This window comes from Streptomyces sp. NPDC005808 (assembly GCF_042871385.1).
GTDB lineage: Bacteria > Actinomycetota > Actinomycetes > Streptomycetales > Streptomycetaceae > Streptomyces.
Genome location: NZ_JBIAIK010000020.1, coordinates 75,638 through 95,394, shown reverse-complemented (window position 1 = coordinate 95,394; position 19,757 = coordinate 75,638). Strand labels below are relative to the sequence as shown.

General features: G+C 70.4%; 18 protein-coding genes and 1 riboswitch. Of the genes, 6 read left to right on the top strand and 12 right to left on the bottom strand.

Features of this window, described 5'->3' with window-relative positions:
• Positions 1-194 precede the first annotated feature (194 nt).
• Together ACFYPC_RS32940 and ACFYPC_RS32935 are read right to left on the bottom strand one after the other, a co-directional pair.
• On the bottom strand, positions 195-1,442 hold the full coding sequence (locus ACFYPC_RS32940; protein WP_391890284.1) for a sensor histidine kinase: 1,248 nt from the start codon (positions 1,440-1,442) through the stop codon (positions 195-197).
• A gap of 6 nt (positions 1,443-1,448) precedes the next feature.
• Entirely contained in the window at positions 1,449-2,102 is a 654-nt protein-coding gene (locus ACFYPC_RS32935; RefSeq protein WP_365426214.1) for a response regulator transcription factor, read from the bottom strand.
• Between the two features lie 391 nt (positions 2,103-2,493).
• Between ACFYPC_RS32935 and ACFYPC_RS32930 the strand changes: the two genes are divergently transcribed.
• Entirely contained in the window at positions 2,494-2,667 is a 174-nt protein-coding gene (locus ACFYPC_RS32930) for a hypothetical protein (RefSeq protein WP_391890281.1), read from the top strand.
• A gap of 155 nt (positions 2,668-2,822) precedes the next feature.
• Here ACFYPC_RS32930 and ACFYPC_RS32925 read toward each other — a convergent pair whose 3' ends face one another.
• Together ACFYPC_RS32925 and ACFYPC_RS32920 are read right to left on the bottom strand one after the other, a co-directional pair.
• Positions 2,823-3,638 carry an inositol monophosphatase family protein gene (locus tag ACFYPC_RS32925; protein WP_391890278.1) on the bottom strand — a complete coding sequence of 272 codons (816 nt, stop codon included), beginning with the start codon at positions 3,636-3,638 and terminating at the stop codon, positions 2,823-2,825.
• Positions 3,639-3,646: 8 nt separating this feature from the next.
• Complete coding sequence (locus ACFYPC_RS32920) at positions 3,647-4,774, bottom strand: ferrochelatase (protein WP_391890275.1); 1,128 nt, start codon at positions 4,772-4,774, stop codon at positions 3,647-3,649.
• A 176-nt stretch (positions 4,775-4,950) separates the two neighbouring features.
• Here ACFYPC_RS32920 and ACFYPC_RS32915 point away from each other — a divergent pair, with 176 nt between their 5' ends.
• Complete coding sequence (locus ACFYPC_RS32915) at positions 4,951-6,189, top strand: MFS transporter (RefSeq protein WP_391890272.1); 1,239 nt, start codon at positions 4,951-4,953, stop codon at positions 6,187-6,189.
• The gene (locus tag ACFYPC_RS32910) at positions 6,149-7,468 is read left to right on the top strand and encodes a D-arabinono-1,4-lactone oxidase (protein ID WP_391890269.1); all 1,320 of its coding nucleotides are present in this window, start codon (positions 6,149-6,151) and stop codon (positions 7,466-7,468) included. Before ACFYPC_RS32915 ends, ACFYPC_RS32910 begins: the two co-directional genes overlap by 41 nt.
• On the opposite strand, the gene ACFYPC_RS32905 is transcribed toward ACFYPC_RS32910, so the two are convergent.
• On the bottom strand, positions 7,392-8,168 hold the full coding sequence (locus ACFYPC_RS32905) for a hypothetical protein (protein WP_391890266.1): 777 nt from the start codon (positions 8,166-8,168) through the stop codon (positions 7,392-7,394). The genes ACFYPC_RS32910 and ACFYPC_RS32905 overlap by 77 nt on opposite strands.
• Positions 8,169-8,657: 489 nt before the next feature.
• Here ACFYPC_RS32905 and sepH point away from each other — a divergent pair, with 489 nt between their 5' ends.
• On the top strand, positions 8,658-9,710 hold the full coding sequence (sepH, locus tag ACFYPC_RS32900) for a septation protein SepH (protein ID WP_391890263.1): 1,053 nt from the start codon (positions 8,658-8,660) through the stop codon (positions 9,708-9,710).
• Positions 9,711-9,762: 52 nt separating this feature from the next.
• Here sepH and ACFYPC_RS32895 read toward each other — a convergent pair whose 3' ends face one another.
• A complete protein-coding gene (locus ACFYPC_RS32895; protein ID WP_391890260.1) occupies positions 9,763-10,590 on the bottom strand; it encodes a sulfurtransferase in 828 nt (275 codons plus the stop codon).
• 324 nt (positions 10,591-10,914) lie between these two features.
• Here ACFYPC_RS32895 and ACFYPC_RS32890 point away from each other — a divergent pair, with 324 nt between their 5' ends.
• Complete coding sequence (locus ACFYPC_RS32890; RefSeq protein ID WP_391890257.1) at positions 10,915-11,718, top strand: VOC family protein; 804 nt, start codon at positions 10,915-10,917, stop codon at positions 11,716-11,718.
• 40 nt (positions 11,719-11,758) lie between these two features.
• Here the strand turns inward: ACFYPC_RS32890 and ACFYPC_RS32885 are convergent, their stop codons facing one another.
• The 4 genes from ACFYPC_RS32885 to ACFYPC_RS32870 all read right to left on the bottom strand — a co-directional run bounded on the left by ACFYPC_RS32885 (position 11,759) and on the right by ACFYPC_RS32870 (position 17,144).
• Positions 11,759-12,406, bottom strand: coding sequence for a thymidine kinase (locus ACFYPC_RS32885; RefSeq protein ID WP_384376445.1), 648 nt, complete (start codon positions 12,404-12,406; stop codon positions 11,759-11,761).
• 41 nt (positions 12,407-12,447) lie between these two features.
• Complete coding sequence (locus ACFYPC_RS32880; protein WP_391890254.1) at positions 12,448-13,635, bottom strand: alkaline phosphatase family protein; 1,188 nt, start codon at positions 13,633-13,635, stop codon at positions 12,448-12,450.
• Positions 13,635-14,231 (bottom strand): DUF5998 family protein, encoded by a 597-nt coding sequence (locus ACFYPC_RS32875; RefSeq protein ID WP_391890401.1) that lies wholly within the window; start codon positions 14,229-14,231, stop codon positions 13,635-13,637. Before ACFYPC_RS32875 ends, ACFYPC_RS32880 begins: the two co-directional genes overlap by 1 nt.
• Positions 14,232-14,327: 96 nt before the next feature.
• The gene (locus tag ACFYPC_RS32870) at positions 14,328-17,144 is read right to left on the bottom strand and encodes a GNAT family N-acetyltransferase (RefSeq protein WP_391890251.1); all 2,817 of its coding nucleotides are present in this window, start codon (positions 17,142-17,144) and stop codon (positions 14,328-14,330) included.
• A 195-nt stretch (positions 17,145-17,339) separates the two neighbouring features.
• On the opposite strand from ACFYPC_RS32870, the gene ACFYPC_RS32865 reads away from it, so the two are divergent.
• A complete protein-coding gene (locus tag ACFYPC_RS32865) occupies positions 17,340-17,621 on the top strand; it encodes an HPr family phosphocarrier protein (protein WP_391890248.1) in 282 nt (93 codons plus the stop codon).
• Between the two features lie 149 nt (positions 17,622-17,770).
• On the opposite strand, the gene ACFYPC_RS32860 is transcribed toward ACFYPC_RS32865, so the two are convergent.
• Both ACFYPC_RS32860 and ACFYPC_RS32855 read right to left on the bottom strand, forming a co-directional pair.
• Positions 17,771-18,466, bottom strand: coding sequence for a GntR family transcriptional regulator (locus tag ACFYPC_RS32860; protein ID WP_391890245.1), 696 nt, complete (start codon positions 18,464-18,466; stop codon positions 17,771-17,773).
• A 198-nt stretch (positions 18,467-18,664) separates the two neighbouring features.
• The gene (locus ACFYPC_RS32855; RefSeq protein WP_391890242.1) at positions 18,665-19,429 is read right to left on the bottom strand and encodes a M23 family metallopeptidase; all 765 of its coding nucleotides are present in this window, start codon (positions 19,427-19,429) and stop codon (positions 18,665-18,667) included.
• A gap of 12 nt (positions 19,430-19,441) precedes the next feature.
• A riboswitch (cyclic di-AMP (ydaO/yuaA leader) is annotated at positions 19,442-19,602 on the bottom strand.
• Positions 19,603-19,757 lie beyond the last annotated feature (155 nt).

Genomic DNA, 19,757 nt, shown 5'->3' with positions numbered 1-19,757 from the left:
GGCGTCCACCGTGTACTTCCCGTGATCTGGACCCCCGAAAACCCGGATGTTCCCGGCTCTGCGGCAGCCTTCTTGATCACGGAGAGTAGATGGCTGGAAATTCGCCCTTGTGATCGATCACACACGAGACTCCCGGACGTGCGCCCAGGAAATTCCGCGCAAAGCGAACATCCTCGCGTGTGGGCGACATGGTCTCAGATCGGCAGGGTGACTCGCATCACGAGCCCACCTCCTTCGCGCGGCTGAGCGAGGATATGCCCCCGGTGCGCACGGGCCACCGACCGGGCGATCGACAGGCCGAGGCCCACGCCCTTGTCGCTACCTGTGCGCTCTGTACGCAGCCGCCGGAAGGGCTCGAAAAGATTATCGACCTCGTACGCGGGAACGACCGGACCTGTGTTCGACACCACCAGGACCGCCTGACCGTGCTGAACCTGGGTCGTGACCTCGACCCAGCCGTCCTCCGGCACGTTGTACCGGGCGGCGTTCTGGACGAGGTTCAGGGCGATCCGCTCAAGGAGGACGCCGTTGCCCTGGACGACCGCCGGCGCACACTCCGCGCGGATCTCGACGCCCTTGGCGGCCGCCTCGGCGCGCACCTGGTCGACGGCCTGTGAAGCGACCTCGGCGAGATCCACGGGCTTGCGCTCGACGATCTGGTTGTCACTGCGGGCAAGCAGCAGCAGGCCCTCGACGAGCTGCTCACTGCGCTCGTTGGTGGCGAGCAGGGTTTTGCCGAGCTGTTGCAGTTCCGCCGGCGCCGCGGGATCCGAGAGGTGCACCTCGAGAAGCGTGCGGTTGATCGCCAGCGGCGTCCGCAGCTCGTGCGAGGCGTTGCCCACGAAGCGCTGCTGCGCGGTGAAGGCTCGCTGGAGCCGCTCCAGCATGTCGTCGAAGGTGTCCGCCAGCTCCTTCAACTCGTCGTCCGGGCCGTCCAGTTCGATCCGCCGGGAGAGGTCCGAGCCCGCCACCGCGCGCGCGGTGCGGGTGATCCGGCCGAGCGGCGCGAGCACCCGGCCCGCCATCGCGTAGCCGAAGGCGAAGGCGATGATGGCGAGGCCGAGCAGGGCGAGCAGGGAGCGGCTGAGCAGGTTGTCCAGGGCTGCCTGGCGCTGGTGGTCGATGCAGGCGCTGATCGAGGCGTTGAACTCTGCGAGCGTCTGGTTGCCTGCGTTGACCGCGGGGCAGTTGTCGCTGGCGACCTTGATATCGGTCCCGCTGACAATCTTGAAGAGAGGCTCTGCACCGGTGTTCAACGCCTGCGCCGCGAGCAGGTAGATGATCGACAGCAGCATGATGCCGGCGATCAGGAACATGCCGCCGTACAGCAGCGTCAGCCTTATCCGGATGGTGGGCCTCAGCCAGGGGAACGGAGTCTCCACCCGTCTGGGGTCCCACGTCGGCTTCGGAGGCGCCGTGGGAGGCGCGGGGGTCGTGGTCACGGTGGATCAGATCCGGTAACCGGAACCGGGCACGGTGACGATCACGGGGGGCTCGCCGAGCTTGCGGCGCAGGGTCATGACCGTGACCCGTACGACATTGGTGAACGGGTCCGTGTTCTCGTCCCAGGCCTTCTCCAGGAGCTGCTCGGCCGAGACGACCGCGCCCTCGCTGCGCAGCAGCACCTCCAGGACGGCGAACTCCTTGGGCGCGAGCTGGACTTCCTTGCCGTCACGGAAGACCTCGCGGCGGTTGGGGTCGAGCTTGATCCCGGCGCGCTCCAGGACCGGCGGCAGCGGCAGGCTGGTACGACGTCCCAGGGCACGCACGCGTGCCGTCAGCTCGCTGAACGCGAACGGCTTGGGGAGGTAGTCGTCCGCGCCGATCTCCAGGCCCTCGACACGGTCGCTGACGTCGCCGGAAGCGGTCAGCATCAGCACGCGCGTGGGCATGCCTAGCTCGACGATCTTGCGGCAGACGTCGTCGCCGTGCACGAGGGGGAGGTCGCGGTCGAGTACCACCACGTCGTAGTCGTTGACTCCGACGCGCTCCAGGGCGGCCGCGCCGTCGTACACGACGTCGACGGCCATGGCCTCCCGGCGCAGTCCGGTGGCCACCGCATCGGCGAGCAGCTGCTCGTCCTCGACGACGAGTACGCGCACGTCGCTTGTCCTTCCTCTGTCCGCTCGCGCAGCGCCTCTTCGGCGCACGCGGGCAGGGCCTGTCGTGGGGTAAGGCCTCCATCCTGCCCTTTTCGGCCATAAGTCGGCTGTAAGACGGGGAGAGCGGGCGGGAATGCCAGATTTTCTCGTGCGGTTGAGGTTTCCACGGAAGGGTGCGGGGGGACGACAGCTTTACATCCCGCGATCACGCTCTGCTTGTGGCAAGCCACCTTGTGGTAGGTCCAACCGCTTTCCGCAGAGCGGGCGTGGGTGTCCGGCACCGTCGCCGCCCAGCCGGGCAGCGCTGGGCACCCCTTGGAGACGTGATCGCCCCTTCCGAACGGCACACCCCCGTGCCACCGACCCACGACCCAGGACGAGGGGGCGCAGCATGGACGCATTCACCGCAGGACTTCTGCAGCGTATAAGGGCTACCGAGTCCGACCTGACGCGGGCTCGCGAGACAGGCGACGACTTCCTCGCGGAGGTCGAGCAGGCCGAGCTCGACGACCTCCACCGCCTCGCCGCCGAGCACGGTGTACAGGTCGGCGCGGCACGCGTCTGATCAGTTCCCGATTTCGGCTCTGCAGTTCTTCGTCTCAGCTCTTCACCAGATCTTCCTTCGTACGAGAGCGGGCCCCGGCATCGATCCAGTGCCGGGGCCCCGCTCCGTTTCCGCCCGCTCCGTACGCGCGGTCGGCCGCGCAGTTGTACGCGCCGTCAGTCGTGCCAGGCGCCGAACTCCTCCAGGAGCCGCTGGAGGGGCTCGAAGACGCCCGGGGAGGCGGCCACCGCCAGATCGCCTCCGGGGCGCTCACCGGGGCGCCCACCGGTCAGGGCGCCCGCCTCACGGGCGATCAGGTCGCCCGCCGCGAGATCCCAGGGGTGGAGCCCCCGTTCGTAGTAGCCGTCGAGACGGCCCGCGGCGACGTCGCACAGGTCGACCGCCGCCGAGCCGGAGCGCCGGATGTCACGGAGCAGCGGGATCAACCGCTGGGCGACGTCGGCCTGGTGGGTCTTGACCTCGGTCACGTAGTTGAAGCCGGTGGAGACCAGGGCCTGGTCCAGGGACGGCGACGGACGGCAGTTCAGTCGGCGCTCGCCGACCCAGGCTCCGGTGGCCCGGGCGCCCCGGCCGCGTACCGCGTGGTAGGTCTCGCCGCGCATCGGTGCTGCGACGACTCCGACGACGGTCTCGCCGTCCTGTTCGGCGGCGATGGACACCGCCCAGGTCGGCAGCCCGTACAGGTAGTTGACCGTGCCGTCGAGCGGGTCGATGACCCAGCGGATGCCGCTGGTGCCCTCCGTGGCGGCGCCCTCCTCACCGAGGAAGCCGTCGGCGGGGCGGTGCTGGGTGATCAGGTCGGTGATCAGTTTCTCGGCGGCGATGTCCATCTCGGTGACGACATCGATGGGGCTGGACTTGGTCGCGGCGACCGTGAGGACCGCCGGACGTCCGTCCCGCAGCAGCTCACCGGCGCTACGGGCGGCCTGGTGGGCGAGCTGGAGCAGTGCGGTGTGCAGGGGCTCGATCACGGGGCTCCTCAGGCGTACGGGCTGTCGGCGCCCGCGGCGGCGGGCTTCGGGGCACGGGCCGGGCAACAGCCCGCCGGGCACAGGTCGTGACTCGCGCCGAGAGCACCCAGGGCGCAGGGTGTCACCTGCCGTCCGCTCTCGGTCGCGGCGCGCTCCACAACGAGTTCACGGATCGCCGCGGCGAACCGCGGGTCGGCGCCCACGGTGGCCGAGCGGCGCACCGGCAGGCCCAGCTCCGCCGCCTTGGCGGTGGCCTCCGTGTCGAGGTCGTACAGCACCTCCATGTGGTCCGACACGAACCCGATGGGCGCCATCACGACGGCCGGGACACCGGCGCCGTGCGACTCCTCCAGGTGGTCGCAGATGTCGGGCTCAAGCCACGGGATGTGCGGGGCGCCGGAGCGCGACTGGTAGACGAGCTGCCAGGGGTGGTCGATGCCGGTCTCCTCGCGCACGGCGTCGACGATCAGCCGGGCGACGTCCAGATGCTGCTCGACGTACGCGCCGCCGTCGCCGTGGTCCTCGACGGGCCCCGAGGTGTCGGCGGCGGCATCCGGGATCGAGTGCGTCGTGAAGGCGAGGTGCGCACCCTCCCGTACGTCCCCGGGGAGCTCGGCCAGGGACTTCAGCACGCCGTCGACCATGGGGCGTACGAAGCCGGGGTGGTTGAAGTAGTGCCGCAGTTTGTCGACCTTCGGCAGGTCCAGGCCCTCGGCCTCAAGCGTGGCCAGAGCCTCGGCGAGGTTCTCGCGGTACTGGCGGCAGCCCGAGTACGAGGCGTACGCGCTGGTGGCGAGGACCAGGACGCGGCGCCGGCCGTCGGCGACCAGCTCACGCAGGGTGTCGGTCAGGTACGGGGCCCAGTTGCGGTTGCCCCAGTAGACGGGCAGGTCCAGGCCGTGGTCGGCGAAGTCCTTCCGGAGTGCGTCGAGCAGGGCGCGGTTCTGGTCGTTGATGGGGCTGACCCCGCCGAACAGGAAGTAGTGCTGACCCACCTCCTTGAGCCGTTCCTTGGGGATTCCGCGCCCCCGTGTCACGTTCTCCAGGAACGGGACCACGTCGTCCGGTCCTTCCGGGCCGCCGAACGAGAGCAGGAGCAGGGCGTCGTAGGGGGTGGCATCGAGCACGTCTGGCATGCCTTCGATCCTGCCATCCGTCGGTGACAGGCGGACAACGGCCACCGGAAGAGCGTCCGTGGGAGTGCGTTAGGGTCACCTGACCCGTAAGCTGTATCGGCCAGATTCACGCCTTACCGGTGTTCAGGCCGCCCGTGGTGACCGGGCGGCCGAGCCGAGCCGACCGGAGTTCCGCCTTGCCCAGCCCGTACCGCGCCCTGTTCGCCGCCCCCGGCTCCAGGGGCTTCTCCGCCGCGGGCTTCCTCGGCCGGATGCCGCTGTCGATGATGGGCATCGGCGTGGTCACGATGATCTCCCAGCTCACCGGGCGGTACGGGCTCGCGGGTGCGCTCTCGGCGACGATGGCGCTGGCCGCCGCGGCGCTGGGCCCGCAGGTCTCCCGGCTGGTGGACCGGCACGGGCAGCGGCGGGTGCTGCGTCCCGTGACGCTGTTCGCGCTGTCCGCGGCCGCGGGACTGCTGCTCGCGGCGAAGTTCGGGTGGCCGGACTGGGTGCTGTTCGTCTGTTCGGCCGGCATCGGCTGCGTACCGAGCATCGGCGCGATGATCAGGGCCCGTTGGGCCGCCCTCTACCGGGGCACTCCGCAGCTGCACACCGCGTACTCCTTCGAGTCCGTGGTGGACGAGATCTGCTTCATCTTCGGGCCGATCATCTCCATCGGGCTGTCCACGGTGTGGTTCCCGGAGGCCGGGCCGCTGCTCGCCGCCTGCTTCCTCGCCGTCGGCGTCTTCTGGCTGACGGCCCAGCGCGGCACCGAACCGGTGCCTCATCCGCGCGAGCACGACAAGGGCGGTTCGGCGATGGCCTCGGCCGGGCTCCAGGTTCTGGTGGTCACCTTCGTGGCGACCGGAGCGATCTTCGGGGCCGTCGACGTGGTCACGGTGGCCTTCGCCGAGGAGCAGGGCCACAAGGCCGCGGCGAGCGTCGTCCTCGCTCTGTACGCGGCGGGCTCCTGTACGGCGGGAGCGGTGTTCGGGCTGCTGCACTTCAAGGGGGCCCCCGAACGCCGGTGGCTGCTGGGCGTATGTGCGATGGCCGTGAGTATGATCCCCCTCCTACTGGTCGGAAACTTGCCGTTCCTGGCCGTGGCGCTGTTCGTTGCGGGCCTGTCCATCGCTCCCACGATGATCACCACGATGTCCCTCATCGAACAGCACGTACCACGCGCGAAACTGACCGAGGGCATGACCTGGATCAGCACCGGGCTCGCGGTCGGGGTGGCGCTCGGTTCCTCCGTGGCCGGCTGGGTGATCGACGCCGCCGGTGCGAAGGCCGGGTACGGGGTTCCGGCGGTGGCCGGGGCCGTCGCGGTCGCGGTCGGTTTCCTCGGGTATCGCCGGCTGAACAGGCCGGTTCCGCATCAGGGAGGGACCCATGAGCAGCACAGCGAACGGGAAGAGCGGAACGTGGCGTAACTGGGCGGGCACGGTCACCGCCCGTCCGGCACGAGAGGTCACTCCCGCCTCCGTCGAGGAACTCTCCGCGGCCGTGCGCAGTGCCGCCGAGGACGGCCTGAAGGTGAAGGCCGTCGGCACCGGGCACTCCTTCACGGCCGCCGCCGCGACCGACGGCGTACTGATCCGCCCTCAACTGCTGACCGGCATCCGCAGGATCGACCGCGAAGCCGGCACCGTCACCGTGGAGGCGGGCACCCCGCTCAAGCGTCTCAACCTCGCTCTCGCCCGCGAGGGACTGTCGCTCACCAACATGGGCGACATCATGGAGCAGACGGTTTCCGGCGCGGTCAGCACCGGAACGCACGGCACCGGGCGCGACTCCGCCTCGATCGCCGCCCAGATCAAGGGCCTTGAGCTGGTCACGGCCGACGGCTCGGTCATCTCCTGCTCCGAGAAGGAGAACCCCGAAGTCTTCGCGGCCGCCCGGATCGGAATCGGCGCCCTGGGGATCATCACCGCGATCACTCTCTCCGTAGAGCCCGTTTTTCTGCTCACGGCCCGCGAGGAGCCGATGACCTTCGACAAGGTCACCGCCGACTTCGACGAACTGTTCACCGAGAACGAGCACTTCGAGTTCTACTGGTTCCCGCACACCGGCAACTGCAACACCAAGCGCAACAACCGCAGCGCGGGACCCGAGAAGCCCGTGTCGCGGATCAACGGCTGGATCGAGGACGAGTTCCTCTCCAACGGCGTCTTCCACGCGGCCAATCTGGTCGGCCGCGCGGTGCCCGCCACCATCCCGACGATCGCGAAGATCTCCAGCCGCGCGCTGTCCGCGCGCACCTACACCGACATTCCCTACAAGGTCTTCACTTCGCCGCGCCGGGTGCGCTTCGTGGAGATGGAGTACGCCGTTCCGCGCGAGGCCCTCGTCGAGACGCTGCGCGAGCTGAAGACGATGGTCGACCGGTCTTCCCTGCGGGTCAGCTTCCCCGTCGAGGTACGCACGGCGCCCGCGGACGACATCACGCTTTCGACGGCGTCGGGGCGGGAGAGCGCGTACATCGCCGTCCATATGTTCAAGGGCACCCCCTATCAGGCGTATTTCACCGCCGCCGAGCGGATCCTCACGGCGCACGAGGGGCGGCCGCACTGGGGCAAGGTGCACACCCGCGACGCCGAGTACTTCGCCGGCGTCTATCCGCGCTTCGATGAGTTCACTGCGCTGCGGGATCGGCTTGACCCGGATCGGCGCTTTGGGAACGACTACTTGCGGAGGGTGCTGGGGTCGTAGCGGTCCCGCTGGGAGCCGAGGGCTGTGCGCCGCCCCCGGTTTCCGGCGTGGCACTCGAACTCGGCGTCGGTGCGGGCGTCGTGGCGCCGTCCCCGCCCTCGGCGGCGCCCGTGCTGCTGTCGCCGGACGGCTGCTCGGAGGAGGGGGCGACCGAGGGCGTCGCACCGGACGCGGGAGGCGTACTGGACACGGGAGGCGTACTCGGCGCCGACGGGGAGTTGGAGCCGCTCCCCTTGAGGGCGTCGCCCACCGTCGTGCCGCTGCTGTCGCCGCTGAAGCTGTGGCCCGACACCAGTTCGTAGGTGGTGACGCCCGCCATGGTGACGCCGAAGACGAGCGCCGCCGCGACCACCGGCCGCTTCCAGCTCCTGGCCCGCGCGCGGTAGACGGTCCCCTCGGTGAACTCCCCCGCGGCCGGGACCTGCTGAGTCCTCGGCCTGGCCTGCACCGTCACCTCGCGTATCTGCTCGCCGGTGCGCCTGAAGAAGTGCTGGAAGACCGTGCCGCCGCAGGTGGCGACGACGCTCACCAGGCCCGCGCCCAGCATCGTCCCGTAGACCCCGAAGTAGGAGGCGAGTTTCGCGGCGACCACCGCTGCCACCGCGCTGCCCGCCACTTGGGGCACGCTCAGGTCCAGTGGCTTCTTGCTGAGCTCCTCATCGACACCCGACTCCCCACCGACATCCGGCTTTTCACGCATGCCCGGACCTTGCCTGCCTTTCCCGAACTTGATCGACCCGACCCGATTGATCAACTGACCACACTGAAAGGGACGGACAGGCGAAGCGATAAGTTCCGTTTGCGGTGATTACGTGAAGTGCGCCACTTTTCGTGGTCACAGAAACAACGCCCCCGCCGGCCAACTACCACCCCCTGATCGAAGTTGGGTGGTGTGCCGATCCGCGCAAGTGGCCCGAATGGAGTACTCTTGCGAGCCCTGGGTCCGGTCTCCCGCCAGGGTGTCCGGGGCCTTGCAGGACCGCCGGGAGGGGGCTCGTTGCACAGGGTGATGGAGTTCGTCACTTAGCGTTGCAAATAGGTAACCGTGCCATAACGGCGATCCCGGGCCCGTGCCCGACACGCCGGGCAACTCGGCAGGGTTGTGGCAGGCTGCACCCGGGCAGGCCACACTCGACTAGCGGAAGCAGCGACGCACGTGACGTCGGCAGGCACCACCCGGGAGGTCCTCATGCCGGAACTGCGTGTCGTGGCCGTCTCTAACGACGGCACACGGCTGGTGCTGAAGGCTGCGGACAGCACGGAGTACACGCTTCCGATTGACGAGCGTCTGCGCGCCGCTGTACGCGGCGACCGTCCCCGCCTCGGCCAGATCGAGATCGAGGTGGAGAGCCATCTCCGCCCCCGAGACATCCAGGCACGTATACGTGCCGGCGCCTCCGCGGAGGAGGTCGCACAGCTCGCCGGAATCCCCGTCGACCGTGTGCGCCGCTTCGAGGGGCCCGTCCTCGCCGAGCGTGCCTTCATGGCCGAGCGCGCCAGGAAGACCCCTGTCCGCCGCCCCGGCGAGAACGCCGGACCCCAGCTCGGCGAAGCCGTGCAGGAGCGGCTGACGCTGCGCGGCGCCGAGAAGGACACCGCCCAGTGGGACTCGTGGCGTCGTGACGACGGCACCTGGGAAGTACTGCTGGTCTACCGGGTCGCCGGTGAGCCGCATTCGGCGAGCTGGACGTACGACCCGCCCCGGCGGCTCGTCCAGGCCGTCGACGACGAAGCACGCTCACTGATCGGCGAGTCCGACGACCTGTCGGCGGCCGCCGAGCCGAGCTTCCCGTTCGTGCCGCGGATCGCGCGGCTGCCCCGGGACCGCCCGATGGACCGCGCCCTGGACCGGCAGTCGGAGCGGCCGGGTCTGCCCGCGCCGTCGCCGGAGCCGGTCGAGGAGTCCGAGCGGGACTCGCTCACCAGCCTCCTGGAGGCGGTGCCGAGCTTCCGGGGCGACATGGTGGTGCCCGAGCGGCCCACCGGCACCGAGCTGCCCGAAACGGAGGAACCCGACACCGAGCCCGAGGCCGAGGAGCCGCCGGCCCCCGCGGCCTCCGCCGGTGCCGGTTCCGCCTACGCGGACGTCCTCATGCCCCGCTCGGTCGGCAGCCACCGCGACCGCCTCGTCGGCTCGACCGACCGCCAGGCCGAGGCCGACGGCGTCCGCCCGGGCCGCCGTGCGGCGGTCCCGAGTTGGGACGAGATCGTGTTCGGGACACGGCGGAAGAAGCAGGACTGATCAGTCGTACGACGAGGGGGCCCGCGCCGACCTGACGCGGGCCCCCTCGCTGTTACTGCGGGTCAGGTCCCACCGCGACCGGCCGGCTGCCGTCCTGTGTCCACTCCGACCAGGAACCCGCGTACAGCGCGGCCGGAATGCCCGCGACCGCGAGTGCCAGCACCTCGTGAGCACCGGAGACGCCCGAACCGCAGTAGACGCCGACCTCGGGAGTACCGGTCGCGCCAAGGGACTTGAAGCGGTCGGCGAGCTCGGCGGCTGGCCGGAACCGTCCGTCGTCCCTGACGTTCTCGGTGGTCGGCGCGGAGACGGCGCCGGGGATGTGCCCGCCCACCGGGTCGATCGGTTCGACCTCGCCCCGGTACCGCTCACCGGCCCTGGCATCGAGCAGCAGTCCGGTACGGGCGAGCGCCGCCGCCCCGTCCGCGTCCAGCAGGGGACGCGCGCCCGGCGCCGGCACGAAGTCTCCGGGGGTGGGCGCCGGGACCTCCGACGACACCGGCCCGCTCCAGGCGGCGAGTCCGCCGTCAAGCACGCGCACCGAGGGATGACCCGTATAGCCCAGCAGCCACCAGGCGCGCGCGGCGCCCCAGCCGAGCCCGCCGTCGTACACAACGACATCGCGGTCCGCCGAGACGCCGGCGGCACGCATCGCCGCGCCGAAGACTTCGGGATCGGGCAGCGGATGACGGCCACCGGCCCCCGCCGGACCTGCGAGTTCGGCATCCAGATCGACAAAAACGGCCCCTGGAATGTGCGCCTTCTCGTAATCGGAGCGCAGACTCGGGCCACCGAGCTGCCAGCGGACATCGAGGACGACGGGAGGGTTCGGTCCGGCCAGGTCGCTCGCCAGCTCGGGCGCGGAGATGATGGCGTTCATGGGCACCATCCTTGCGCACGGGGTGGCCGCGTCGGCCATGTCGGGCTACTGTGCTCCGCCGGGCAGGTCCGATCACGAGGCGTATGGGATCGGGTACATGCTGTACAGCCGATGGACACCGTGCCGCAATGGTGCGGAAACGGACGGGAAACTGCACATCGGGCATCCTCCGCTCGCAGGCCGCCGCACGACGGCGCGGCCGGGACGCAGGGTGCTGCCGGTGGTGCAAACATCGGCACGGGACTTATGGGTACGCGATTGCGGTACGCGTGCGGGTAGGCGGAAGGTTACCGGCCACCGCGAGGGGCCGAGAAGAGAGTGACGATGACCGAGGCACGGGGGTCGGCCGGCCTGAACGGCGCAGCGGACGCTCCGCACACGCCCGGCACACCCTGCTGGGTGAGCCTGATGGTGCACGGGATGGCCACGACCCAGGACTTCTACGGAGCACTGTTCGGCTGGGAGTTCCAGCCGGGCCCGCACCAGCTCGGCCCGTACGTGCGCGCCCTGCTGCACGGCGAAGAGGTGGCGGGCATCGGGCAGTTGCCGCCCGACCGGCATCTGCCCATCGCCTGGACGCCTTATCTCGCCTCGGACGACGTCGATCTGACCGCCGAGACGGTACGGCTCAGCGGCGGCACCGTGGGGGTGGGCCCCCTGGACGCCGGCGAGGCCGGCCGTATGGCGATCGCCTCGGACCCCACGGGCGCCGTCTTCGGTATCTGGCAGACGGCCGCCCATCTGGGCACGGGCATCACCGGCGTACCGGGTACGCCCACCTGGAACGAGTTGGTGACCCGCGACACCGAGAGCGTCATCAAGTTCTACCGAGGGGTCTTCGGTTACGAGCTGGAGCCGGTCGTCTCGGCCGACTTCGACTACGTGACCCTGCACCTCGAAGGGCGCCCGGTGGCCGGCATCCACGGTGTCGGCCATGGCCTGCCCCGCGACCGCGGCCCGCACTGGATGACGTACTTCGAGGCCGGTGACGTGGACGACACCGTCACCCGTGTCACGGATCTCGGCGGGCACGTCCTCCAGGCCGCCCACGACTCGTCGTACGGGCGTGTGGCCACGGTGGCGGATCCGGAGGGCGCGATGTTCTCCGTCATCCACAGCGTCCGGTGAACGGACTCCGGGCGCCGGGGCGCCGGCCGGTCGACTGACGTCAGGCCGAGGTCATCGGCAGCACGTCCGGTGACAGGGCGCCCGCGTGCGCCGTGGCGGCCGTCATACGACGGCGGTGGTGCCGGCGGCACAGCACCTCGTACCCGATGTCCTCGGCCTGGTTGACATCGCCGACGACCACCTGGGCGCCCTCGACGACCATCTCGCCGCCTATCGTGCGGGCGTTGTGCGTGGCACGCGCGCCGCACCAGCACAGGGCCTCGACCTGGAGGACCTCGACGCGGTCGGCCAGCTCGACCAGGCGCTGGGAACCGGGGAAGAGCTTGGAGCGGAAGTCGGTGGTGATGCCGAAGGCGAAGACGTCGACGCCCAGGTCGTCCACCACGCGCGCCAGTTGGTCGATCTGCGCGGGGGCCAGGAACTGGGCCTCGTCCGCGATCACGTAGTCCGCGCGGCCGCCCCGGGAGAGGTGGTCGACGAGGTACCCGTACAGGTCCTGCTCGTCCGCCACCTCCACCGCGTCCGTGACCAGTCCGAGGCGTGAGGAGAGCTTGCCCTCGCCCGCGCGGTCGTCGCGCGTGAAGATCATGCCCTGCAGGCCCCTCGCCGAACGGTTGTGCTCGATCTGGAGAGCCAGCGTGGACTTCCCGCAGTCCATCGTTCCGGAGAAGAACACCAGCTCGGGCATGGCGGGTTGAGCACCTTTCGGCGAGGGGAAGGAGGAGCGGGTCAGGAGCGTACTTGCAGGAGCGGTACGTGCTGCTCCGCCGGGGTCATCGAGCCGTGGTTGCCGACCATCACCGACTCCTTCGGCTCCCGCTCGGACGCGGTGATCAGGACATCGTCCCGGGCCGCGGCGACTACGTCGCCGATCCGGGCGTACACCCGCTCGTCGATCCGCGGGCCGAACCAGCCCGCCGCGATCGCCTCGTCCCGCGAGGCCACCCAGAACTGCTCGCCGAGCACCTCGCGCCAGCAGGTCAGGACGTCCGACTCGGCGCCCTGAACGGCGTAGACATGCCGGGCGCGGCCCTCGCCACCGAGGAGGGCGACTCCGGCGCGCAGCTCCCAGTCCTCGTCGAAGTCGATGCGGTGCTGCTCGTCGAAGGGGATGTCGATCATGCCGTGGTCGGCGGTGACGTACAGGGCCGCACGCGGCGGCAGTTGCTCCGCGAGGCGCTGGACCAGACGGTCGACGTACATCAGCTGGCCGCGCCAGGGGTCCGAGTCGATGCCGAAGCCGTGGCCCTTGCCGTCCACCTCGGCGTAGTACGTGTAGACCAGGGAGCGGTCGCCCGCGGCGAGTTGTGCGGCGGCGAGGTCCATGCGCTCTTCGCCGGTCAGCCGCCCGTGGAACGTTCCGCCGCTGAGTGCGATCTTCGTCAGCGGGGTGTTCTGGAAGGCGGGCGAGGAGACCTGGGCGGTGTGCACGCCGGCCGCGTCGGCCAGCTGGAAGACCGTGGGGTACGGCTGCCAGGCGCGCGGGTCCGTCCACGGCTGCCAGCGCAACTGGTTCATCAGCTCGCCGGTCTTCGGGTTGCGCGCGGTGTAGCCGGGCAGGCCGTGTGCGCCGGGCGGCAGGCCGGTGCCGACGGAGGCGAGTGAGGTCGCGGTGGTGGCCGGATAGCCCGCGGTGATCGGGCGGCCGGTGCCTCCTCGTGAGGACGCCAGGAGTGACGTCATGAAGGGGGCCTCGTCCGGGTGCGCCTTCAGCTGCTCCCAGCCGAGGCCGTCGATCAGGAAGACGCAGTTCCGGTCGGCTCCGGTCAGTTCCGGTATGGCGGCGGTCATGCCGGGCACGGCCATGCCCGCGGCGAGCGTGGGCAGCAGGTCGGCGAGTGAGCCGGCGCCGTACTCCGGGACGGGTGCGGTGTCGAGGGCGAGGGGTTCCGGGTGGTCCCAGGCGGGCAGGACCATCAGCGCGTGATGTCCGCGGTCGCCTCGGAGAGGGCCTGCGCGAAGACGAGGGCCTGGCGCACCGTCTCCGGGCCGTCCCCGGCCTCGCTGACGCGCAGGCTCAGGTCGTCCGCCGTCGAGTTGCCCGTGTAGCCGTGGTCCGCCTCGCAGTTGGGGTCGCCGCAGGCGGCGGGCTCCAGGTCGATACGGGAGACCGCGCCCCAGCCGATGGTCAGGACGACCTCGCGGGGCAGCGTGCCCGGTGCGTACGACTCGGGGTTGGCGACGACTCGGCTGACGACGACCGAGGAGATACGGCCGAGCTTCACGGACTCCGTCGACGTGGTGGCGTACGGCGTCGGTGAGGTGGTGTCCTCGGCCTGCTCGTCGGTGTGGCTCACGATGAAACGGTTGCCCGTGAGGACGAGCACCGTGACGTGCCGACGCACTTCGTTGGCGTCGAACGTCGTCTCCTGATGAACCAGGTACGACCGGATGGTGTCGCCGCCGATCGCGGCCTCCACCGCCTCGGCCACGAGGGCCGGGTAGTAGCCACTGCGCTCGATCGCCGCTCGCAGCCCCTGGGTCGTCGTACTGGTCTTGGCCATGATGTCCATCTTACGGGCGCCCACTGACTGCGAGGCACCGCTCGCGGGGACCGCCCGGCGGAGATCGATGTTCGACGGCCCCGCGAAGGAGATCAGTGCAGGAGATCAGTAGACGGGGAGCGTCCGCGGGCCGAGGTCGTCGCGGACGGGAGCGCGGTGCAGCCGAACGGTGGCGCCGAGCGCGCTCAGGCCGTGCGGGGCGACCACCACGGGCTCCAGGGACACAGCGACGACCTCCGGGTGATCGTCGACCAGCCGGGAGACGCGCAGCATCAGCTCTTCGAGGGCCGCCGTGTCGACCGGGGCCGAGCCGCGCCAGCCGAAGAGGAGCGGTGCCGTCCGGATCGATCTGACCAGCGAGCTCGCGTCCCGGTCGGTGACGGGAATCAGCCGGTGCGCGGTGTCCCCGAGCAGTTCGGAGGCGGCTCCGGAGAGCCCGAACGAGAGCACCGCTCCGGCCGCCGGGTCGATGACGGCCCGTACGACCGTGTCGACCCCGCGCGGTGCCATGGCCTGCACGACCGGGCGCAGCTCCGCCGGCTTCCCGAAGAGCTCGGTCAACTCCGCGTACGCCCGCCGCAGTTGCTCCTCGTCCGCCAGGTCGAGCCGCACGCCGCCCAGGTCGGCGCGGTGCCGCAGATGCGGGGCGGTGGTCTTGAGCACCACCGGGTAGCCGAGGTCACTCGCGGCGCGCGCCGCGTCGTCCGGCGTCGGGGCGGGCAGGGCCGGGTGTACGTCTATGCCGTACCGCCCGAGCAGCTCGCGGCTCTCCTCGGCGCCGAGGGTCAGCCCCTCGCCGTCCCCCTCGCGCGTGAGGAGGGCGTCGATCTGCTGGGCGGCGCCCTTCTCGTCGATGTCCTCGTATTCCGGAACCCTGCCGGGTTCGGCGGCGTCCTGCCGCCACTGGGCGTATTTCACGGCTTCGGCCAGGGCCCGGACGGCACGCTCGGCGGCCGGGTAGGCGGGGATGAGGCGAGCTTCGTCGGTCGCTTCCGCCTCGGTGGGCAGGTGTTCCGCGGGGTCGTCGATTCCACCGGGAGCGGTCGGGGCTGCTTGGGGTGCGGTGCCGGCGGCGGCGGACAGGGCCTCGGCGAGCCCGCCGAGCTCGACGTGCACCACGAGCACCGGCTTGGCCGGAGCAGAGGCCGAGGCGGCGCGCAGGGCCTCGGCCAGCGCTGCGCCCTGAGCGGAGGGCTCCCCCACCGCCGGGATGGCGGTCACCACGACGGCGTCGCACCCGTCATCGGCAAGCGCCTTCGACAGCGCCCGACGGAAGTCGTCCGCCGACGCCGCCGTCGTGAGGTCCAACGGCGGCGCGGGCTGAAGCCCTTCGGCCAGGCAGGCGTCGTAGGTGAGCAGCCCCAGCGACTCCGAGTTCCCGAGGATCGCTACCCGGGGCCCGGTGGGGAGCGGCTGGCGTGCCAGCAGGAGCCCTGCGTCGACCAGCTCGGTGATCGTGTCCACCAGGATCACCCCGGCCTGCCCCAGCAGCGCGGAGACGGTGGCGTGCGGCAGCTGTGTGGCCCGTACGGCATGCCCCGGCGGTGCGGTGGAATGCCGGGCACCCTGCACCACGACCAGCGGTTTCGCCGCCGCGGTCCGCCGGGCGAGCCGGGTGAACTTGCGCGGGTTGCCGATGGATTCGAGATACATCAGGGCGACGTCGGTGTCCGGATCGTCGTACCAGTACTGGAGGACGTCATTGCCGGACACGTCCGCACGGTTGCCGGACGAGACGAAGGTCGACACGCCGGTGGTGCCGGTGACGCCGCCACCGCGCCGGTGCAGCCGGGACAGCAGGGCGATCCCGATCGCTCCCGACTGGGCGAACAGGCCGATCCGTCCGGGCCGCGGCATCTCCGGCGCGAGCGAGGCGTTGAGCCGCACCTCGGGGGATGTGTTGATGACCCCGAAGGCGTTCGGGCCGATGATGCGCATGCCGTACGTGCGGGCCTGGCGGACGAGTTCGCGCTGGCGTTCGCGCCCTTCGGGGCCGCTCTCGGCGTATCCCCCGGACACGACCACGAGCCCCTGCACGCCGCGCTCACCGCACTCCGCGACGACCTCGGGGACGTAGGGCGCGGGCACGGCGACGACCGCGAGGTCGACGGGCTCGGCGATGTCGACGATGGAGCCGTACGCGGGCACGCCGTCGATCTCGCCTTCCTCCACTGCCCTGTTCACGGCGTACAGCCGTCCTGTGAAGCCCGCGGCGCGGAGGTTGGTCAGGACGCTGCGGCCCACGCCGCCGGGCATGCGGCCGGCGCCGATGACGGCGACCGAGCCGGGCGCGAGCAGCCGGTGCACGGACCTGGCCTCGGCGCGCTGCTCCCGCGCGCGCTGCACGGCGAGCGACCGGTCGGTGGGTTCGAGGTCGAACTCCAGGCGTACGACGCCGTCCTCGAAGTGCCGCTTCTGCTGGTACCCGGCGTCCGTGAACACTTTGATCATCTTGTTGTTGGCCGGGAGCACCTCCGCGGCGAACCGCCGGATGCCCCGCTCGCGGGCCACGGCGGCAATGTGTTCGAGGAGGGCGGAGGCGACGCCGCGTCCCTGGTGGGCGTCCTGGACGAGGAAGGCGACCTCGGCCTCGTCGGCGGGAGCGGAGGCCGGCCGGCCGTCGGCGTTGATCCGGTCGTAGCGGACGGTGGCGATGAAATCGCCGCCCACCGTGGCCGCGAGTCCTACCCGGTCCACGAAGTCGTGGTGGGTGAAGCGGCGGACGTCCTTTGCGGACAGACGCGGATACGGCGCGAAGAAGCGGTAGTACTTCGACTCGTCGGAGACCTGCTCGTAGAAGCTGACCAGGCGCTCGGCGTCGTCGACGGTGATGGGTCGGATCCGTGCGGTCCCGCCGTCGCGCAGCACCACGTCCGCCTCCCAGTGGGAGGGGTACTCGTGCCGGTCCGACGAGGTCTGCATGCGCCCCAGAGTACGGCTCGCGTACGACAACGGCGCGAGGCAGTCTTGGGGGAACCGAAGCCGGATCCAGGCCGGGATCCGGCGCCGGATCCGGGACGGGAGCAAGGGTTTGTCACCCTCTGACCCGCTCCCGGCATGCTTCACCATATGGAACACTGGTCTAGACAACCTGAGCCACCTGAAGGGCAGCATCACATGGCTGAGCGCCACGTCAACGTCGGCTGGGCCGAGGGCCTCCACGCCCGCCCCGCCTCCATCTTCGTCCGGGCCGTCACGGCCTCCGGCGTCCCCGTGACGATCGCCAAGGCGGACGGGAACCCGGCCAACGCGGCCTCCATGCTCGCGGTCCTCGGCCTGGGCGCCCAGGGGGGCGAGGAGATCGTGCTCGCCTCCGACGCCGAGGGCGCGGACGCCGCGCTCGACCGTCTGGCCAAGCTGGTCTCCGAGGGACTCGAGGAGCTTCCCGAGACCGTCTGAGGGTGAGTGGCGCTCGATGGCGCTTTTCATCACTCCAAAACACCCGCAAGGGCCCGCCCGAATTATCGGGTGGGCCCTTCGCATTTCCATTGTGCGGGCAGCATGAATAATCTCCCGCGAATTACTTCTCTTTGTATACGGCGCTCTTGTTAATGCCGCAGGCCTGTCATGTTTACGGGATGTTGCGAAGTCCTCACGCGGTCCGGGCGATCGGCTCCGCCGGGAAAGCGGAGGCGGTGTGCGGCCGTCGCTCGTTCGGTGTGCAGGGCGGTGACCGCCCGCGCCCGCTCGCTGTCTCCGCGCGCGACGGCGTCCACGATCCCGCCGTGCTCCGCCCAGGACTCCGCCGGGTTGGCCGGCGCCTCGACCGTGTACATCCAGGCGATCTTGTGCCGCAGCTGGGCCAGCGTGGAGGTCAGCGCGGGGCTGCCGGAGGCCTGCGCGAGGGTCTCGTGGAACCAGCCGCCCAGCGAGCGCAGATCCTCGCTGTTGCCCCTCCGTGCCCGCTCCTGACCGAGCCTGACCAGGCCTCGGAGCACCTTGAGGTGCGCCTCGGTACGGCGTTGCGCGGCCCGTGCGGCGCCCAGCGGCTCCAGCAGCATGCGCATCTCCAGGAGGTCCGCGGCCTCCTGCTCGGTCGGCTCCGCGACACACGCGCCCGCGTGCCGCCGGGTGACCACGAAGCCCTCGGCCTCCAGCGTGCGCAGAGCCTCGCGGACGGGGACGCGCGAGACGCCGTAGCGGCGCGCCAGCAGTTCCTCGGTGAGCCGGCTGCCACGTTCGTAGACACCCGCGACGATGTCGTCGCGGATCGCTGTGCATACCGAGTGCGCAGGAACACGCATACCGGACCTCCGCTTTAATCCCCGTGAAACGCCGTCGATTGGCGCTTGTTCAGTGACTCTATTGCAGAGACTCGGAATTTCCGACGGGGGACCGGAATCCATGGATATTTTTTGGACAGCCGGTCTTCCGAAACGGTTCGAAACGACAAGGCCCCGGCTCCGTCGAGCCGAGACCTTGTGAAGTACGTGGGCGAGAGGTCAGACGTTCACACCGTGCGAGCGAAGGTAGGCGACGGGGTCGATGTCCGAGCCGTACTCGGCTGTTGTGCGGGCCTCGAAGTGGAGGTGCGGCCCGGTGGTGTTGCCGGTGGCCCCGGAGAGGCCTATCTGCTGCCCCGGGGTGACCGTCTGGCCCACGGAGACACCGATGGACGACAGGTGGCCGTACATCGTGTAGGTGCCGTCGTTCATCTTGAGGACGATCTGGTTGCCGTAGGCGCCGCCCCAGCCGGCCGTGACGACCGTTCCGGAGCCGACCGCGTGGACCGAGGTCCCGGACGCGGCGTGGAAGTCGACGCCGGTGTGGCTGCCGGACGACCAGAGGCTGCCGCCGGTCTGGTAGCCGGTGGAGATGTACGAGCCGGTGATCGGCACGACGAAGGTGTTGAGTCGCTTGCGCTCGGCCGCACGGGCGGCGCGCTCCTTGGCCTCGCGCTCCTCCTTGGCCTTCGCGGCGGCCTTCTTCTTGGCGGCCGCCACGGCCTTCTTCTGTGCGGCGGCCTCGTCGGCGGCCTGCTGCTGGGCGGCGGCCTGCGCGTCGATCTGGTCGGCGATCGTGTCGCCGATCTCGACGGCCTGGGTCAGGCCTGTCTGCTCGACGGAGTTGTCCGCGGCGAGTGCCGGGGCAGCGAGGGTGCCGAGGACACCGGTCGTGGTGAGCGCCGCGACGCCGATGGCGTTCGTGGTCGTGCGCTTCACGCGGCTCGGGCGACGATGCCTGCCTGTGCCACAGGTGAACGCCATGTAGGGGCTGATCCTTTCCTTCCCTCTCGCCTACCGGGTTAGCTGACGGGTTCGGAGCAGGAAGGTCTCCTACGGACAGCCTCCGGAGAGGGCGTCCGATTCACCCCAGGGACTGCGTGTGGGTCCCCGGCTCCCCTGGCTCGCGCCGTACGGGGACTAAGCGATGGCTGTCCGGTGCCGCGGGTGCGGCGCACTGACTGACGAACAGCCGGACCGACGCTAAACGGGACATCTTTCAATCAACAAACGGATCACGCCTTTTGTAGCGCATGCCACAGGGCAGACAGGCAACCTCCCTATCAATACGGACAAATGGGGGCCCAGGAGA

Coding starts and splice junctions, on each gene's coding strand:
- ACFYPC_RS32865 (WP_391890248.1), top strand. CDS start 17,340: ATGGCTGAGCGCCACGTCAACGTCGGCTGGGCCGAGGGCCTCCACGCC.
- sepH (WP_391890263.1), top strand. CDS start 8,658: ATGCCGGAACTGCGTGTCGTGGCCGTCTCTAACGACGGCACACGGCTG.
- ACFYPC_RS32855 (WP_391890242.1), bottom strand. CDS start 19,429: ATGGCGTTCACCTGTGGCACAGGCAGGCATCGTCGCCCGAGCCGCGTG.
- ACFYPC_RS32910 (WP_391890269.1), top strand. CDS start 6,149: ATGAGCAGCACAGCGAACGGGAAGAGCGGAACGTGGCGTAACTGGGCG.
- ACFYPC_RS32920 (WP_391890275.1), bottom strand. CDS start 4,774: ATGCCAGACGTGCTCGATGCCACCCCCTACGACGCCCTGCTCCTGCTC.
- ACFYPC_RS32875 (WP_391890401.1), bottom strand. CDS start 14,231: ATGGACATCATGGCCAAGACCAGTACGACGACCCAGGGGCTGCGAGCG.
- ACFYPC_RS32870 (WP_391890251.1), bottom strand. CDS start 17,144: ATGCAGACCTCGTCGGACCGGCACGAGTACCCCTCCCACTGGGAGGCG.
- ACFYPC_RS32905 (WP_391890266.1), bottom strand. CDS start 8,168: ATGCGTGAAAAGCCGGATGTCGGTGGGGAGTCGGGTGTCGATGAGGAG.
- ACFYPC_RS32885 (WP_384376445.1), bottom strand. CDS start 12,406: ATGCCCGAGCTGGTGTTCTTCTCCGGAACGATGGACTGCGGGAAGTCC.
- ACFYPC_RS32880 (WP_391890254.1), bottom strand. CDS start 13,635: ATGGTCCTGCCCGCCTGGGACCACCCGGAACCCCTCGCCCTCGACACC.
- ACFYPC_RS32930 (WP_391890281.1), top strand. CDS start 2,494: ATGGACGCATTCACCGCAGGACTTCTGCAGCGTATAAGGGCTACCGAG.
- ACFYPC_RS32860 (WP_391890245.1), bottom strand. CDS start 18,466: ATGCGTGTTCCTGCGCACTCGGTATGCACAGCGATCCGCGACGACATC.
- ACFYPC_RS32895 (WP_391890260.1), bottom strand. CDS start 10,590: ATGAACGCCATCATCTCCGCGCCCGAGCTGGCGAGCGACCTGGCCGGA.
- ACFYPC_RS32890 (WP_391890257.1), top strand. CDS start 10,915: ATGACCGAGGCACGGGGGTCGGCCGGCCTGAACGGCGCAGCGGACGCT.